The organism is Streptomyces sp. NPDC097981 (assembly GCF_040302565.1).
Lineage (GTDB): Bacteria > Actinomycetota > Actinomycetes > Streptomycetales > Streptomycetaceae > Streptomyces.
Genome location: NZ_JBEORW010000005.1, coordinates 216015 through 231690 on the forward strand (window position 1 = coordinate 216015; position 15676 = coordinate 231690).

A 15676-nucleotide genomic window follows, 5' to 3' on the forward strand; every position below is an offset into this window, starting at 1 on the left:
GTCACCACTCGATGCCCTTCTGGCCCTTCTGGCCGGCGTCCATCGGGTGCTTGACCTTGGTCATCTCCGTGACCAGGTCCGCGAACTCCACCAGCTTCTCGGGGGCGTTGCGCCCCGTGATCACCACGTGCTGGGTACCGGGCCGGTTCCGCAGCACCTCGATGACCTCGTCCACGTCGATCCAGCCCCAGTGCATCGGGTACGCGAATTCGTCCAGCACATACAGCCTGTGCGTCTCCGCGGCCAGGTCGCGCTTGACCTGCTCCCAGCCCTCCTTGGCCGCCTGCTCGTTGTCGAGCTGCGCGTCCCGCTGGACCCAGGACCAGCCCTCGCCCATCTTGTGCCAGACGACGGAGCCGCCCTCGCCGGAGGCGCCGAGCACCTTGAGCGCGTTCTCCTCGCCGACCTTCCACTTCGCCGACTTGACGAACTGGAACACCCCGATCGGCCAGCCCTGGTTCCAGGCGCGCAGCGCCAGCCCGAAGGCCGCCGTCGACTTGCCTTTGCCCGGGCCGGTGTGGACGAAGACGAGCGGGCGGTTGCGGCGCTGGCGCGTCGTGAGTCCGTCGTCCGGAACGACGGTCGGCTGTCCCTGCGGCATTACGCGGCCCTCCTGGTGGTGTGGTGAGACGGGGAAGTCACTGCGGTACGTACGTCCTTCACGAGCCCGGCCAGCGAGTCGGCCCGCAGCCCGTCGAGCGTGACGGCGGGTCCGCCGAGATCGGCGGCCAGTACGCCGGCCAGCCCCAGCCGGACCGGCCCCGACTCGCAGTCCACGACCACCGACGCGACGCCCTCCGCCTGGAGCAGCCGGGCGCTGCGCCCGGCCAGCTCGCGCGGCGAGCCGTCCGCCCGGCCGCCGACGGAACCGGCAGAGGTGGCCCGCCCGTCGGTGACGACCACGAGCAGCGGACGGCGGCTGGGGTCGCGCAGCCGCTCGATCCGCAGCACCTCGTGGGCCTTGAGCAGGCCGGCGGCGAGCGGGGTGCGCCCGCCGGTCGGCAGCTGTTCGAGCCGGGACGCGGCCGCGTCCACCGAGGAGGTGGGCGGCAGCGCCAGTTCGGCGGCGGCGCCGCGGAAGGTGATCAGGCCGACCTTGTCGCGGCGCTGGTAGGCGTCCAGCAGCAGCGAGAGCACCGCGCCCTTGACCGCGCTCATGCGCTGCCGGGCGGCCATCGAGCCGGAGGCGTCGACGACGAAGAGGACCAGGTTGCCCTCACGGCCCTCCCGGGTGGCCTGGCGCAGGTCGTCCTTGCGGACGACGAGCCCGCGCCCGCTGCGCCCGCGCGCCTTCTGGTGCGGGGCGGCGGCCTGGACGGTCGCGGCGAGGTGCAGCTTCGTCAGCTGGCCGCGGGGGCGCTGGGCGCCGGTGGTCCGGCCGTGCGCGGTGCGGGCGCGCGAACGCCGCCCGGAGGCGCCCTCGCCGAGGCCCGGCACGCTGAGCATCCTGGTCCGGAACGGCTCGGCGGCCCGTACGGCGGCCTGCTCCGGCGCGGCGCCCTCCCGGGAGGCGGGCTGCGGCTCGGGGGACTGCGGTGCGTCAGGCGCATCGGGGGCGTCGGGGGCCTCGGGAGCCTCGGGGGTTTCCGGGGCCTCGGGTCCGCCGCCCTGCGGGGGCACCGGGCCGCCGCCCCCGCCGTCGGGACCGCCGTCGTCGTCGGGACCCCCGGGCTCCGGGTCGGGGTCGGGCTCGGGCTCGGGCTCGGGCTCGGTGTCCGGCTCCTCGTCGGGGAACCGGTCCAGGATCTCGTCGAGCTTGTCCTCGTCGAGGCCGGGCGCATCGAAGGGGTTGCGGCGGCGCCGGTGGGGGAGCGCCAGCAGCGCGGCCTGCCGCACGTCCTCCTTGCGCACGTCGATCCGTCCGGCCCAGGCGGCCAGCGCGGTCGCCGTACGGGCCATCACGATGTCGGCGCGCATGCCGTCGACCTCGAAGCCCGCGCAGGTCGCCGCGATCTGGAGCAGCGAGGCGTCGCCGAGACGGACCTCCGGGAGCAGGGCCCGGGCGGCCACGACGCGGGCGCGCACGTCCGCCTCGTCCCCCGCCCAGCGGGTCGCGAATCCGGCCGGGTCGTCCTCGTACGCGAGCCGGCGGCGCACCACCTCGACGCGCTGCGCGGGCTCGCGGGAGGCCGCCACCTCGACGGTCAGGCCGAACCGGTCGAGGAGCTGCGGGCGGAGCTCGCCCTCCTCGGGGTTCATGGTGCCGACGAGCAGGAAGCGGGCGGCGTGGCGTACGGAGACGCCCTCGCGCTCGACGTAGGAGGCGCCCATCGCCGCGGCGTCCAGGAGCAGGTCGATCAGGTGGTCGTGGAGGAGGTTGACCTCGTCGACGTACAGGATGCCGCGGTGCGCGTCGGCGAGCAGGCCGGGCTCGAAGGCCTTCACGCCCTCGGCGAGGGCCCGTTCGATGTCGAGGGCGCCGACCAGGCGGTCCTCGGAGGCACCGACCGGCAGCTCGACCATGCGGGCGGGGCGGGCCGTGCCCTCGCCGGGCTCGTGCGGACCATCGGGGCAGGCCGGGTCGGGCGCGGCGGGCGCGCAGCTGAAGCGGCAGCCGGGGACGACGTCGACCTGCGGCAGCAGCGCGGACAGCGCGCGGACGGCGGTGGACTTGGCGGTCCCCTTCTCGCCGCGCACGAGCACGCCGCCGACCGCCGGGCTCACGGCGTTGAGCAGCAGCGCCAGCCGCAGGTCGGTCTGGCCGACCACTGCGGTGAACGGGTAGGGCGTGCTCATGCGGTGCTCACTCCTTCTGTACGGGTACGCGTGCACTGTCGGGTACGGGGGCTCGGGGTGCGGGTCCCGCGGCGCGGAGCCTCTCCCCGCCCCGCCTTTTCCTGGTCCGGGGCGGAGCCCCGCCCGCGGCGGAGCCGCTGACCGGTACTGCGGGAAGGGGCGGGGTGGGGAACGGCCGCCCGCAGAGCCGGGGCCGTCACGGGGCGCCCGGCGGGAGGAACGGGAGGCCCGACGGGGCTCCGGTCTCGATCAGGCGGAGCAGCGCGGCGGTGTCCGCGTGCTCCTCGATCAGGTCGCCCAGCAGGTCCAGCTGTTCCTCCCGCAGCGCCGAGAACGAGGTGTCCGGCGCGGGGACGAACCGGCGCCCGGCGGCCCGGGCCACCTCCCGCAGGAACGCCCGGCGGAAGCCGTCCGACTCCAGCGAGCCGTGCCAGTGGGTGCCCCACACCGACCCGACCCGGCAGCCGTCCAGGAACGGCTCCCCGCTCAGGACCTCGGCCACCCCGTGGTGGATCTCGTAGCCCGTCACCGGCTCGCCCAGCGCCGAACCCTCCGGCCGCGCCAGGGTCTTCTCCCGCTCGAAGCGGATCCGCACCGGCAGCAGGCCGAGGCCGTCCACCGAGCCCGCCCGGGACTCGACCTCGTCCTCGATGTGCTCGCCGAGCACCTGGAAACCGCCGCAGATGCCCAGTACCGGCCGGCCCTCGGCGGCGCGCCGGGCCAGCGCCTGCGCCAGCCCGCGCTCGCGCAGCCACTGGAGGGCCTTCACCGTGCCGCGGGTACCCGGTACGACGACCAGGTCCGCGTCGGCCAGCTCCTCGGCCCGGTCCACGAACCGCACCACCACGCCCGGCTCCGCGGCCAGCGCGTCGACGTCCGTGAAGTTCGACATCAGCGGCACCGCGCACACCGCGACCCGCAGGACGTCCTCGCCGACCGGCGGCGCGACGACCGACTCGCGCACCGCACCCCGCAGGGAGACCCGGAGCCCGTCCTCCTCGTCGATCCCCAGCCCGTGCCGGAACGGCAAGACCCCGTACGTCGCCCGCCCCGTCAGCCCGCGCAGCATCTCCATGCCGGGCTCCAGCAGCGACACGTCGCCGCGGAACTTGTTCACCATGTATCCGGCGATCAGAGACTGGTCCTCGGGAGACAGCAGCGCCGTCGTCCCGAAGAACGAGGCGAAGACCCCGCCCCGGTCGATGTCCCCGACCACGACCACCGGGAACCGCGCGGCGCGCGCGATGCCCATGTTCACGATGTCGGTCCGGCGCAGGTTGATCTCCGCCGGACTGCCCGCTCCCTCGCAGATCACGGCGTCATACGTGCCCCGCAGCTGCTCCAGGCAGTCCGTGACGATCCCGAGAAGTTGCTCCTGGCGTCCGCCGTGGTAGCCGCGGGCGCTCATCTCGCCCACCGGCTTGCCCAGCAGCACCACCTGACTGCTGCGGTCGCTGCCGGGCTTGAGCAGCACCGGGTTCATCTGCGCCGTCGGCTCGACGCGCGCCGCCTGCGCCTGCATCGCCTGCGCGCGCCCGATCTCGGCGCCCTCGCGCGTCACGAACGAGTTCAGCGACATGTTCTGCGCCTTGAAGGGCGCCACCTTCACGCCCTGCCGGGCCAGCCAGCGGCAGATGCCGGCCGTGACCACGCTCTTTCCCGCGTCCGATGTCGTGCCGGCGACGAGGAGTCCGCCGCCCCGCTTCGAGCCGTTCACGCGCGTCCCCTCCCAGCCCGGCGCGACACCGCACACCGCAGTGCCACACACGTGCCCAGCGCCAGCCACGTCACCTGCCGTGACAGCCGCACCGCCCGTTCGATGTCCGCGACCTCCACCGGCCGCCCCGCCTCGCCGTTCAGCACGGCCCGGTGCTCGACCCGCCCCCCGTACGCCAGGGTGCCCCCCAGCCGTACGCCGAGCGCCCCGGCGAACGAGGCCTCCACGGGCCCGGCGTTCGGGCTCGGGTGCTTGGCGGCGTCGGCACGCCAGGCCCGTACGGCTCCCCGCCGGTCGGGGCCGGCCAGTACGGCGGCCAGAGCGGTCAGCCGGGCGCCCGGCCAGCCCGCGAGATCGTCGAGCCGGGCCGAGGCCCAGCCGTAGCGCAGGTACCGCGGCGACTTGTGGCCCACCATCGCGTCCAGGGTGTTCACGGCGCGAAACGCCAGCAGCCCGGGGACACCCGCGGCCGCGCCCCACACCAGGGCCCCGACCACCGCGTCGGAGGTGTTCTCGGCGACCGACTCCACGACGGCGCGGGCCAGCTGCTGCTCGTCCAGGGCCTGCGGGTCGCGCCCGCACAGGTGTGGCAGCCGCTCGCGGGCCACCTCGGCGTCGCCTGCGGCGAGCGCGCCGCCGATGGCGCGGGCCTCCCGGCCCAGCGAGGTGCCGCCGACGACGGCCCAGGTGGCCGCTGCGGTCAGGGCGATACGGGCGGCCGCGGGCCGGGAGCGCACGGCGCGGGCGCCCAGCGCACCGACGGCGGCCGCGCCCCCGGCGCAGACAAGGGTGTGGAGGAGGCCCCGGGCGCGGTCGTCGCGCCACAGAGCGCGCTCGACGGCGGCGGCGGCACGTCCGAAGGCGGCCACGGGGTGCCCTCGGCGCGGATCACCGAGGATCCGGTCGCCGATCAGGCCCGCCGTGGCGCCGTACGCGAAGACGCGAGAGGCACGCATGGTGGCAGGTATGTCCTCACTCAGGGTCCGCGCCCTGGTTCGACGTGTCCGGCGGTGGGAGTTCCTGGCTCCCGGGGGGCACGTGCCGCGTGCTCCCCGGTGACAGTGGCGGGACCGCGCCGGATTCGCACCGGACTTCCTCTCCATGCCGCCGTATTGGCTCGGGCAGTCCACCACGCACCGCGAACGCCCGTCAACTCGCCGTTGACCTGCGGCGAGACAGGTCACAGGCACGGGAAAGCTCCCCCCGGGAAACCCGGAGGGAGCTTTCGTACGCCGTGCCCGAGACGGTCAGGCGACGATCAGGTAGAACCCGTACACCACGGCCGCCGCGACCAGCGCGAAGCAGGCGTACGCACCGCTGCGGGCCAGGGTGGCGGTGCCGCCCTGCTCGGTGGCGGCCTCGTGCTTGGAGAGGCCCACCAGGCCCAGGGTGAACAGGGCCACGAGCGCGACGGTGGCGGAGAGGCTGACCCCGAAGACGGAGCCGAGTGCTGCCCAGTCGATCTTCATGCTGCGGATTCCTCTGTCGTTCTCGGGGTCAGACCGCGGCGGCCGGAGCCGCAGGGGTCGTCGGGGTCGTCGGGGCGGCCGCCGAGATGGTGGCCTTCAGGGCGTCGTCCGTGACGGCGGCGGTCGTACCCGCCGCGGCCGCGGCCTCGGCGGCCGCGGTCGGCGGCACGGTGACGGCGGCCATGGCCGTGGTGATGACACCCGGCTCCTCGGCCGCGGCCGGCTGCGCCGCGTTGACGTTGCTGTGGTCGACGACCTGGCGGCGCGAGATGGCCCAGATGGCGACGCAGGAGGCGATCAGGAAGAGCGCGACGGCGGCGACGCCGATGTCGCCGGTGCGCATGACCAGCTCGGCACCGGAGGCGACGATCGCCGCGGCCGGCAGGGTCAGGCCCCAGGCGATGAACATGCGGGTGGCGGTGGACCAGCGGACCACACCGCCCTTGCGGCCCAGACCCGCACCCATGACGGCGCCGGAGCACGCGTGGGTGGTGGAGAGGGAGAAGCCGAGGCTGGAGGAGGCGAGGATGACGCTGGCGGCCGAGGTCTGGGCGGCGAAGCCCTGCTGCGGCTGCAGGTCGGTCAGGCCGCTGCCCAGGGTGCGGATGATGCGCCAACCGCCCAGCGAGGTGCCCAGGGCGATGGCCATACCGGCTGAGACGATGACCCAGACCGGCGGGTTCGCGCCGGAGTCCAGGGCGCCGCCCGCGACGAGGGCGAGGGTGATGATGCCCATCGTCTTCTGCGCGTCGTTGGTGCCGTGCGCGAGGGAGACGAGACCGGCCGAGGCGATCTGCCCGGCGCGGTAGCCCTTGGTGGAGGTCTTCTCGCCGACCTTGCCGCCGAGCTTGTACGTGACCTTCGCGGCCAGCATCGAGGCCACGCCGGCCACGATCGGGGCGGCGACGGCGGGGATGAGCACCTTGGTGACGACCACGCTGCCGTTGACCGCGCCGATGCCGGCGGAGGCGACCGCGGCACCGATCAGGCCGCCCATCAGGGCGTGGGAGGAGCTGGAGGGGAGTCCGACCAGCCAGGTGACGAGGTTCCAGAGGATCGCGCCGACGAGCGCGGCGAAGATCACTTCCGGCTGGATGCCCTCCTCGTTGATCAGGCCCTTGGAGATCGTCTTGGCGACCTCCACGGACATGAACGCGCCGACGAGGTTGAGCACGGCGGACATGGCCACCGCCGTCTTGGGCTTGAGGGCGCCGGTCGAGATGGTGGTGGCCATCGCGTTGGCCGTGTCGTGGAAACCGTTCGTGAAGTCGAACACGAGAGCGGTGATGATCACGATCCCGAGGAGAAGCGTTATGTGCTCCATTTACCCAGGCTTCTGTTTGACGTCAGTGGCTCGGCGACCGTAGGCAACCTGGGTGAACGGAAGATGAACTGACTCGGGCGGAGCGGTGTACTGGCCCGTCGTGCCATCGGCATCTTCGTCCTGATTTTGCCGCTGATACATCGATTAATGCACGTCAGAGCGGGGTGAACGGGTGGGTCCGCAGGGGGCGGGAGGCCTCCCGGACCGCCCCGGAGGCCTTCCGGAAGAGATCTAGATCACTCCGCCGGGCGGCCCGCCGGGCCTCTTCGTGATCTCTTTTCGACCCCGCTCCGGCGGTATCCGGAACATTCCGCTCCAGTGGCCCGCCGACGTGTGAGCCCCGACACTGGAGCGGTGCCCACCGCCACAGCGACGGCCGCGGTCGTCGCGACCACTCTCGTCGGTGCCGGCGCCGTCGCGGTCGCGGCCGGCCGGCATGCCGCCGACGCCGCCCTGCGGCACGAGCCGGGCCGCCCGCTGCCCGGCGGGCCGCGGCTCGTCGTCCATTCCACCGGATCCGGGCAGGTCGTGCTGACCCGCGCGCAGACCTCCCTGCGCCCCGGCACGTACGGGCTCGCCGGCCCGGGGGTGCACGCCGTCGTCGGGGGCGTCCAAGGCGGGGCGGCGCACACCCCGGACACCGTCGTGCGCAGCCTGCTCGCCGTCACCCACGGCAGCCTCGACCCCGGCACCCGCGTCGTCCTCACCCCCCAGGTCCACGCGGGCAACCCCGGCACGGCCCTCGGGCTCGACCACGCCGACGTGGACGTCCCCGGCGAGCTCGGCGCGCTGCCCGCGTGGTTCGTGCCCGCCGCCCGCGACACCTGGGTGATCGCCGTCCACGGGCTCGGCGCCGGCCGCGAGCACCCGATGGTGGTCATGCCTTTCCTGCACGGCCACCGGATGCCCGTCCTCGACCTCGCCTACCGCGGCGACCTCGGCGCCCCCTCCTCACCGGACGGACTCGGCCACCTCGGCGAATCGGAATGGCGGGACGTGGACGCCGCCATCCGCTACGCCGTGCGCTACGGCGCCCGCCGGGTCGTCCTGCACGGCTGGTCCACCGGGGCGGCCATGGCCCTGCGCGCCGCCGAGCGCTCGGCCCTCGCCGACCGGATCTCCGGGCTCGTGCTGGACTCGCCGGTGCTCGACTGGCACACCACCCTGCGCGCACTCGTCGCGGCCCGCCGCACCCCGGCCGCGCTGGTGCCGCTCGCGGTGCGGGCCGCCGAGGGGCGCGCCGGACTGCGCGTCGACCGCAAGGCGCCGGGGGCGGACCCCGGACTGCTGCGCGTCCCCGTCCTGATCTTCCACGGCCCGGACGACACGCTCGCCCCGTGGGAGCCCTCCCGCCGGCTCGCCGCCGCGCGTCCGGACCTGGTCACCCTGAAGACCGTCCACGAGGCCCCCCACGGGGCGATGTGGAACGCGGATCCGGCCGGATACGAGGAGGCCCTGAGGCGCTTCCTCACCCCTCTTATGTGAAGGCCGTGTGCCGGACGGGACGGGGAGGGGGCATTTTCCTGGTATGTCCGCGTGGCGACCGCCGATAATGGCTGGTTCCGTTTGGGCTTTCGGCCAGTGACGGGCGAGACTGCTTCCGTGACGTCCCGAAAGCCTGATGAGCAGTTGGCTCGCGACTCCAGACTCCGACTCCTCTCCCCGCGTTCCGTCGCCGCGGCGCGCAAAGCGGTGACCGACCGACGCGCCCGTCCCGCCTCCCGGCCCCCGGCGGGCACCCCCGCCACGGCCGAACTCGCGAACCGGGCCCGGGCCTCGCTCGTCGACGCGGTACGGCTCGCACGCTGGGCCGAGCTCAACCTCGGTGCCGGTGACGGAGGCCGGCCCGCCCCGGCGGGAGCGCTGCCCGCCGCCGACGTCGAACGCGCCGCCGGTGAACTGAACCTGACACACGGGCAGATCCGGGCCGGCTGGGACCGCGCCCGGCTCGCCGGCCTCGTCGAGGTGCACGGCGGCCATGCCCGGCCCGGCTGGCGGCTGCGGGCCTGGGACCGCGACGACACCGCCGTACTGCGCGGCTGGGTCGCCCTGTTCGACGCCTGGTCCCTGGTCCACCCGGCCCCTGCCGACATCGCCCCCGCGGTCGTCGCGGAGGTCGTCGAGGCGATGCCCCAACTGCTCTCCCTGCTCCAGCTGTCCGCCGGTCCCGTGACCGTTCCGGATCTGCTGGACCTGCTCGGCCAGCGGGTCACCGAACTGCGCGACGAGCGGTGCGAGGTCCCCTACGACGCTCCGGCGCGCGAGGGTTCGCCCTCTGACGGGACGTCGGCCGCCGCGCGGGCCGCCGGCCCCGAGCCGGCCGGCGCCGGAACGGCCCTGCCGGACGCCACGCTCCCGGCCGCCACCCTTCCGGCCGCCACCCTTCCGGCCGCCACGCTCCCGGCCGTCGCCGCCGCCGTCCAGGCCGCGCCCGTCCCGCTCGCCCGGCTGCTGCGCTGGGCGCTCGGCGGGCTCGCCGCCGTGGACGCCGTCACCCTCGGTCCCGCACAGGCCGCCCTCACGCCCCTGGGCAGCTGGGCGGTCTGGGTCAAGCTCGAACAGATCTGCGTGGCCGCGCAGAGCCCCGCCGGGAACATCGAGCAGTCCGCCGCCGCGATGCTGCACGGCTGCGCCCGGCTCACCCCGGGACCGGCCCGCGCCGAGTACCGGGCCTGGCTCGCCGCCCGGCCCGTCGGACACGCCGTCAGCGAGCTGCTGCACGCCGCCCGCGGCGAGGACGCGCTGCTGCGCGGCCTCGCCTTCGAGGCACTGCGCGTGGTCGGCGCCCCGGCCGAGCCGGAGGTGCGCGCCGCCGTCCGCGACCCCGCCCTGCGGCCCTACGCCCTGCTCTGGCTCGCCGAACACGACGGGGTGGATCCCGACGAGGCCCAGGACGTGCTCACCGCCGAGGAGTCGACCTGGCTCTGGGTGGACACCGCGGCCGCCATCGCCGACCACGGCGAGGCGGACCTGCTGGCACGCCACCTCGACTCGGCCGTCCGGACCACCGTCCCGCGGCTGCTGGACGAGGTCCGCGCGGTCGGCCATCCGCGCACCGTCCAGGTCCTGGTCGCCCTGGCCGCCGCCCACCCGGATCCGGCGCTGGCCAAGGCCGTCCGCCGGGCCGCCTTCCAGGTCCACACGGGCGGGGCGTAGCGCCGTACCGCCGCACGCGCACACGGAGGGACGCGCGCGCCGCAGGGGAGGTCAGACCTGCGGCGCGTACGTTCCGAAGCTCCAGATGTTGCCCTCCGCGTCGCGTGCCGTGTAGTCGCGCGAGCCGTAGTCCTGATCGGTGGGCTCCATCAGGATCTCCACCCCGTGCTCGGCGGCCCGGCGGTGGTGCGCGTCCACATCGTCGACCACCACGTAGACCCCGACCGGTCCGGCGCCCTCCATCGCCTTGTCGAACACGCCGCCGCGGCCCTTGCTGCCGAGCATCACCGCGCCGTTCCCGTACGACAGCTCGGCGTGCATCACGGCGCCGTCGTCACCCTCGTACACCGCGACCTGGGTGAATCCGAATGCCTCGGTCAGCTGCTGGATCGCGGCCTTGGCATCGCCGTAGAGCAGTGCCGGAAAGACGGACGGAACGCCTGCCATGACGATCACTCCTTCTCGTGGTCATGGATGTGACCCACGGCACAGCATGGCAGGCGCAACTGACAGCCAGGGGAAGGCGGTCACAGGAACCCTGTGGCGCGTATCACCCGGTCCATCCTGATATGTGCCGGAGCCCGCCGGGACGATCGGTTCGCCGAACGGAGGGCGCACGGGACGTGCGGCCGGGCGGGCCGGGGAGCTCACCGAGGGACGGGCCGGGAAGCGGGCCGGGGGGCGTGCGCCAAGGGCCGGACGCCCCCATAAATAGTTGCGCACCCCCGGTAGAATGAATCCCATGGCAAATCTCCTCGCGGATTAGCGGCGTCGAAGCATCGCGTCCTGCCCCCCCTTCCGCCGTCCCCCCCGCCCTGGAGTATTTCCGTGATCACCGCCACCGGCGTCGAGCTGCGCGCCGGCGCCCGCGTCCTCATCGAGTCCGCCTCCTTCCGCATCGCCAAGGGCGACCGCATCGGCCTGGTCGGCCGCAACGGAGCGGGCAAGACCACCCTCACCAAGTGCCTCGCCGGCGAGGGCCAGCCCGCCGCCGGCGCGATCACCCGCTCGGGCGAGGTCGGCTACCTCCCGCAGGACCCCCGCACCGGCGATCTCGACGTCCTGGCCCGCGACCGGATCCTCTCGGCCCGCGGCCTCGACGTCCTGATCAAGAAGATGCGGATGAACGAGGAGCGCATCGCCACCGGCTCCGGCGCCACCCGCGAGAAGGCGCTCAAGCAGTACGAGCGCCAGGAGACCGAGTTCCTCACCAAGGGCGGGTACGCCGCCGAGTCCGAGGCCGCGACCATCTCGGCCGCCCTCAGCCTCCCCGACCGGGTCCTCGGCCAGCCGCTGCACACCCTCTCCGGCGGTCAGCGCCGCCGCGTCGAGCTCGCCCGGATCCTCTTCTCGGACGCCGACACCCTGCTCCTCGACGAGCCCACCAACCACCTCGACGCCGACTCGATCGTCTGGCTGCGCGACTACCTGAAGAACTACCGCGGCGGCTTCGTCGTGATCTCCCACGACGTCGACCTGGTCGAGACCGTCGTCAACAAGGTCTTCTACCTGGACGCCAACCGCTCCCAGATCGACATCTACAACATGGGCTGGAAGCTCTACCAGCAGCAGCGCGAGGCCGACGAGAAGCGCCGCAAGCGCGAGCGCCAGAACGCCGAGAAGAAGGCCGCGGCCCTGAACTCGCAGGCCGACAAGATGCGCGCCAAGGCGACCAAGACCGTCGCCGCGCAGAACATGGCCAAGCGCGCCGAGCGCCTGCTGTCGGGCCTCGAAGCCGTCCGCGTCTCCGACAAGGTCGCCAAGCTGCGCTTCCCGGACCCGGCGCCCTGCGGGAAGACCCCGCTGACCGCCGAGGGCCTGTCGAAGTCGTACGGCTCCCTGGAGATCTTCACCGACGTCGACCTGGCCATCGACAAGGGCTCCCGCGTCGTCATCCTCGGCCTCAACGGCGCCGGCAAGACCACCCTGCTGCGGCTGCTCGCGGGCACCGAGCAGCCGGACACCGGCGAGGTCACCCCGGGGCACGGCCTCAAGCTCGGCTACTACGCCCAGGAGCACGAGACGCTCGACCCGGAGCGCACGGTCCTGGAGAACATGCGTTCCGCCGCGCCCGACCTGGACCTGGTCGCCGTACGCAAGACGCTCGGCTCCTTCCTGTTCTCCGGCGACGACGTGGACAAGCCGGCCGGGGTCCTCTCCGGCGGCGAGAAGACCCGTCTGGCCCTGGCCACGCTGGTCGTCTCCTCGGCGAACGTGCTGCTCCTCGACGAGCCCACCAACAACCTGGACCCGGCCAGCCGCGAGGAGATCCTGGGCGCGCTGCGCACGTACAAGGGCGCGGTCATCCTCGTCACGCACGACGAGGGCGCGGTCGAGGCGCTGGAGCCGGAGCGGATCATCCTGCTCCCGGACGGCGTCGAGGACCTCTGGGGCCCGGACTACCGGGACCTCGTCGCCCTCGCCTGACGCTCCCCGAGGGCGCCCGAAGGGTGCCCGGAGCCTGCCCGGCGGGTTGATCCAGTTCCTTATGGATCATTCGGCTCAGGCGTGATCCATCATCTGAGTGAGACGGTCTCGTACCTCTGCGCTCTGTACGACGGCCCCGGCCGTGCCCGCCCGGGCACGCGGCCGGGGCCGTCGTCTTTCGGCGTCCGGCCCCTGACCTGGAGATTCCCGGCGAGGGCAGAGAAGTGTGACGGACGTCATGTAGCGGAAGAGAAGATTCCGTTCTGCTCGTGTGCCCTCCGCTTGAGAAAAGCCGCCGTACCGACCTTGCTGAATGGGTGGCCAGGAAGCCGGGGAGGGGTGATCATGAGAAGTCCAGAGCGCACTTCCCACGAGGAGGCACGGGTGGCCGAGACTCTGAAGAAGGGCAGCCGGGTAACCGGCGCCGCGCGCGACAAGCTCGCGGCAGACCTGAAGAAGAAGTACGACTCCGGTGCGAGTATCCGCGCGCTGGCCGAGGAAACCGGCCGGTCCTACGGATTCGTCCACCGGATGCTCAGCGAGTCCGGAGTCGTGCTGCGCGGTCGCGGCGGTGCGACGCGCGGCAAGAAGGCGGCTTCGGCCTGACCCGGAACCTCCCTCGGTCCCGGCCGGGGGCATCCCCCGGCCGAGAGGTCGGGGGGCCGGGCGGAAGACGCTTGCCTGCCCACACCGGGTTCCTTCGGTGACCCCCGGTCGGCCGTGTGGTCGGCTGGGTGGTTACTGTGCAGTCACTTAGGCCGGGATTGCGGCCGACTGCACACCGGAGGCACCAGATGGCTCTGCTCGACAAGGACGGCGTACGGCTCACCGTGGACGACTCGGTCGCCACGGTGACACTGACCAATCCGGCCAAGCGAAACGCTCAGTCCCCCGCGCTCTGGCGGGCGTTGACGGAGGCCGGAAGGTCGTTGCCGGGCACCGTCCGGGTCGTGGTGCTGCGCGGTGAGGGCAAGTCCTTCTCCGCCGGACTCGACCGGCAGGCGTTCACCCCCGAGGGTTTCGAGGGTGAGCCGTCCTTCCACGATCTGGCGCGCGGTTCGGACGAACTGCTCGACTCCACCATCGCCGAGTACCAGGAGGCTTTCACCTGGTGGCGGCGCAACGACATCGTCTCCATCGCCGCCGTACAGGGGCATGCGATCGGCGCCGGCTTCCAGCTCGCGCTGGGGTGTGACCTGCGCGTCGTCGCCGACGATGTGCAGTTCGCCATGCGCGAGACCAGCCTGGGCCTCGTGCCGGACCTGGCGGGCACCCAGCCGCTGACCTCCCTGGTGGGCTACGCCCGCGCCCTGGAGATCTGCGCGACGGGCCGCTTCGTGCACGCCGAGGAGGCGGAGCGGATCGGGCTGGCTAACCTGGTCGTGCCGGCCGATGAGCTCGACGCGGCGGTGCAGGACCTCACGACGGCGCTGCTGGCTCCGCCGCGGGATGCCGTGGTCGAGACGAAGGCGCTGCTCCGTGACGCGACGTCCCGCCCGTACGACGCCCAGCGCTCGGCGGAACGCGCCGCGCAGGCCCGCCGCCTGCGCGATCTTGCAGGCCTCTCGGACTGACCCCGCGCGCCCCGGGCGCTACTCCGGTGTGCACGGGCTTCGTCCGGCACGCCGGCGTTCGAGGCATGCCCCGGGGAACGGCGGGAGGGCGGGGCGGGGAGAAGCGCCCCGGGTGGGGCAGGCCCGGTCGGGCCCGCCCCACCCTCCTGCCCCGCCCGCCCGCCGAGCCCGCCAGCCCGCCGCCGTCCGTCGGGGCATACGCGCCGGGTCCCGTCAGGGGATCAGGAGGGCCTTGCCCGCGACGGCCCGGGCCTCGATCGCACGGTGGGCCTCCGCGGCCTCCGCCAGCGGGAACGTACGGGCGATCACCGGGCGGAGCCGCCCCGCCGTCGCCTCGGCCAGCGCGAAGCCCGCCAGGCGGACGATCTCGGCCGGCGGGAACTGGACCTCCGCGATCCCGCGCAGGGCGATCCCGCGCCGCTCCGCCTCCGCCGCGTCAAGCTCCGCGAAGCCGCCGCTCGGTGCGCCGTGCGCCGAGACCCTCCCGCCGTCCCGGACCAGCCCGAAGGCGGCCAGGCCCAGCTCACCGCCCACCCCGTCCAGCAGGACGTCCACCGGACCGCCGACCGCCTCGGTCCAGTCCGGCTCCGTGTAGTCCACCGCCCGGTCCGCGCCCAGCTCCCGGACCAGCGCCAGCTTCCGCTCGCCCCGCGCGGCCCCCACCACGTACGCCCCCGCCGCCACCGCGAGCTGCACCAGCAGCGTCCCCATCCCCCCGGCGGCGCCCAGGATCAGCACCCGGTCGCCCGCCCCGATCCTGACGCCCTCGACGATGCCCGAACCGGTCACCCCGTCGTGCGCCAGCGCCGCCGCCTCCGCCGGCTCCAGCCCCGCCGGGACCGGGACCAGCAGCTCCACCGGGACCCGGACCAGTTCCGCGTACGTGCCCTTCGTGCCCGGGGCGGCGACCACCCGGCGGCCCTGCCAGCCCGGGTCCACCCCCTCGCCCACCGCGACGACCGTCCCCGCCGCCGCGCCGCCCGGCACGTACGGCGGGTGGATGCCGAACGCCTCGCCCCAGCCCCCGCGGATCTGCGTCTCCACGAAGATCGTGTCCACGGCTTCGGTGCGGACCACCACCTCGCCCGCCCCCGGGACCGGATCCGGCAGCTCCATCGGTACCAGGACCTCCGGACCGCCGTACCCGTCCACCCGTATCGCCCGCATGACGTTCCCCTCGTCGGACACGGCCTCGCCGGCCTTGATCACTCGCCCACTCTCGGACCTCGACCGCACTTGAGGTCAAGCGGTGACGCAAAAATCGGTTCCCGGC

General features: G+C 73.9%; 12 protein-coding genes, 1 pseudogene and 1 riboswitch. Of the genes and pseudogenes, 5 read left to right on the top strand and 8 right to left on the bottom strand.

The genetic code is table 11. The features are described 5' to 3' along the window. Window position 1 precedes the first annotated feature (1 nt). The 6 genes and pseudogenes from cobO to ABTY04_RS07320 form a co-directional block, all read right to left on the bottom strand. Complete coding sequence (gene cobO, locus ABTY04_RS07295) at window positions 2-601, bottom strand: cob(I)yrinic acid a,c-diamide adenosyltransferase (RefSeq protein WP_352212342.1); 600 nt, start codon at window positions 599-601, stop codon at window positions 2-4. Beyond that, the gene (locus ABTY04_RS07300; protein ID WP_352212343.1) at window positions 601-2736 is read right to left on the bottom strand and encodes a putative cobaltochelatase; all 2136 of its coding nucleotides are present in this window, start codon (window positions 2734-2736) and stop codon (window positions 601-603) included. Before ABTY04_RS07300 ends, cobO begins: the two co-directional genes overlap by 1 nt. Next, window positions 2733-4453 (bottom strand): annotated as a pseudogene (locus ABTY04_RS07305) (cobyric acid synthase). Before ABTY04_RS07305 ends, ABTY04_RS07300 begins: the two are co-directional and overlap by 4 nt. Then, window positions 4450-5409, bottom strand: a complete 960-nt coding sequence (locus ABTY04_RS07310) for a cobalamin biosynthesis protein (RefSeq protein WP_352212345.1) — start codon at window positions 5407-5409, stop codon at window positions 4450-4452. The pseudogene ABTY04_RS07305 and the gene ABTY04_RS07310 overlap by 4 nt, the downstream one beginning before the upstream one ends. Window positions 5410-5448: 39 nt before the next feature. After that, window positions 5449-5599, bottom strand: a riboswitch (cobalamin riboswitch). 101 nt (window positions 5600-5700) lie between these two features. After that, the gene (locus ABTY04_RS07315) at window positions 5701-5922 is read right to left on the bottom strand and encodes a hypothetical protein (protein WP_352212346.1); all 222 of its coding nucleotides are present in this window, start codon (window positions 5920-5922) and stop codon (window positions 5701-5703) included. 28 nt (window positions 5923-5950) lie between these two features. Further along, window positions 5951-7246, bottom strand: a complete 1296-nt coding sequence (locus ABTY04_RS07320; protein ID WP_352212347.1) for an inorganic phosphate transporter — start codon at window positions 7244-7246, stop codon at window positions 5951-5953. A 354-nt stretch (window positions 7247-7600) separates the two neighbouring features. On the opposite strand from ABTY04_RS07320, the gene ABTY04_RS07325 reads away from it, so the two are divergent. Further along, window positions 7601-8731, top strand: coding sequence for an alpha/beta hydrolase family protein (locus ABTY04_RS07325; protein ID WP_352212348.1), 1131 nt, complete (start codon window positions 7601-7603; stop codon window positions 8729-8731). A 117-nt stretch (window positions 8732-8848) separates the two neighbouring features. Further along, a complete protein-coding gene (locus tag ABTY04_RS07330; protein ID WP_502996570.1) occupies window positions 8849-10402 on the top strand; it encodes a hypothetical protein in 1554 nt (517 codons plus the stop codon). 51 nt (window positions 10403-10453) lie between these two features. Here ABTY04_RS07330 and ABTY04_RS07335 read toward each other — a convergent pair whose 3' ends face one another. Then, window positions 10454-10849: a VOC family protein gene (locus tag ABTY04_RS07335; RefSeq protein WP_352212349.1), complete on the bottom strand. Its 396-nt coding sequence runs from the start codon at window positions 10847-10849 to the stop codon at window positions 10454-10456. Between the two features lie 381 nt (window positions 10850-11230). On the opposite strand from ABTY04_RS07335, the gene ABTY04_RS07340 reads away from it, so the two are divergent. The 3 genes from ABTY04_RS07340 to ABTY04_RS07350 all read left to right on the top strand — a co-directional run bounded on the left by ABTY04_RS07340 (window position 11231) and on the right by ABTY04_RS07350 (window position 14403). Beyond that, complete coding sequence (locus ABTY04_RS07340) at window positions 11231-12829, top strand: ABC-F family ATP-binding cassette domain-containing protein (protein ID WP_352212350.1); 1599 nt, start codon at window positions 11231-11233, stop codon at window positions 12827-12829. Between the two features lie 384 nt (window positions 12830-13213). Next, complete coding sequence (locus tag ABTY04_RS07345; RefSeq protein ID WP_005319113.1) at window positions 13214-13435, top strand: helix-turn-helix domain-containing protein; 222 nt, start codon at window positions 13214-13216, stop codon at window positions 13433-13435. 188 nt (window positions 13436-13623) lie between these two features. Then, a complete protein-coding gene (locus tag ABTY04_RS07350) occupies window positions 13624-14403 on the top strand; it encodes an enoyl-CoA hydratase/isomerase family protein (RefSeq protein ID WP_352212351.1) in 780 nt (259 codons plus the stop codon). A gap of 213 nt (window positions 14404-14616) precedes the next feature. On the opposite strand, the gene ABTY04_RS07355 is transcribed toward ABTY04_RS07350, so the two are convergent. Continuing rightward, complete coding sequence (locus ABTY04_RS07355) at window positions 14617-15612, bottom strand: zinc-binding dehydrogenase (protein WP_352212352.1); 996 nt, start codon at window positions 15610-15612, stop codon at window positions 14617-14619. Between the last annotated feature and the right edge of the window lie 64 nt (window positions 15613-15676).

Excerpts from the sequence above, each read along its gene's own strand:
- ABTY04_RS07320 (WP_352212347.1), bottom strand. The coding sequence starts at position 7,246 with ATGGAGCACATAACGCTTCTCCTCGGGATCGTGATCATCACCGCTCTC.
- cobO (WP_352212342.1), bottom strand. The coding sequence starts at position 601 with ATGCCGCAGGGACAGCCGACCGTCGTTCCGGACGACGGACTCACGACG.
- ABTY04_RS07335 (WP_352212349.1), bottom strand. The coding sequence starts at position 10,849 with ATGGCAGGCGTTCCGTCCGTCTTTCCGGCACTGCTCTACGGCGATGCC.
- ABTY04_RS07350 (WP_352212351.1), top strand. The coding sequence starts at position 13,624 with ATGGCTCTGCTCGACAAGGACGGCGTACGGCTCACCGTGGACGACTCG.
- ABTY04_RS07300 (WP_352212343.1), bottom strand. The coding sequence starts at position 2,736 with ATGAGCACGCCCTACCCGTTCACCGCAGTGGTCGGCCAGACCGACCTG.
- ABTY04_RS07315 (WP_352212346.1), bottom strand. The coding sequence starts at position 5,922 with ATGAAGATCGACTGGGCAGCACTCGGCTCCGTCTTCGGGGTCAGCCTC.
- ABTY04_RS07310 (WP_352212345.1), bottom strand. The coding sequence starts at position 5,409 with ATGCGTGCCTCTCGCGTCTTCGCGTACGGCGCCACGGCGGGCCTGATC.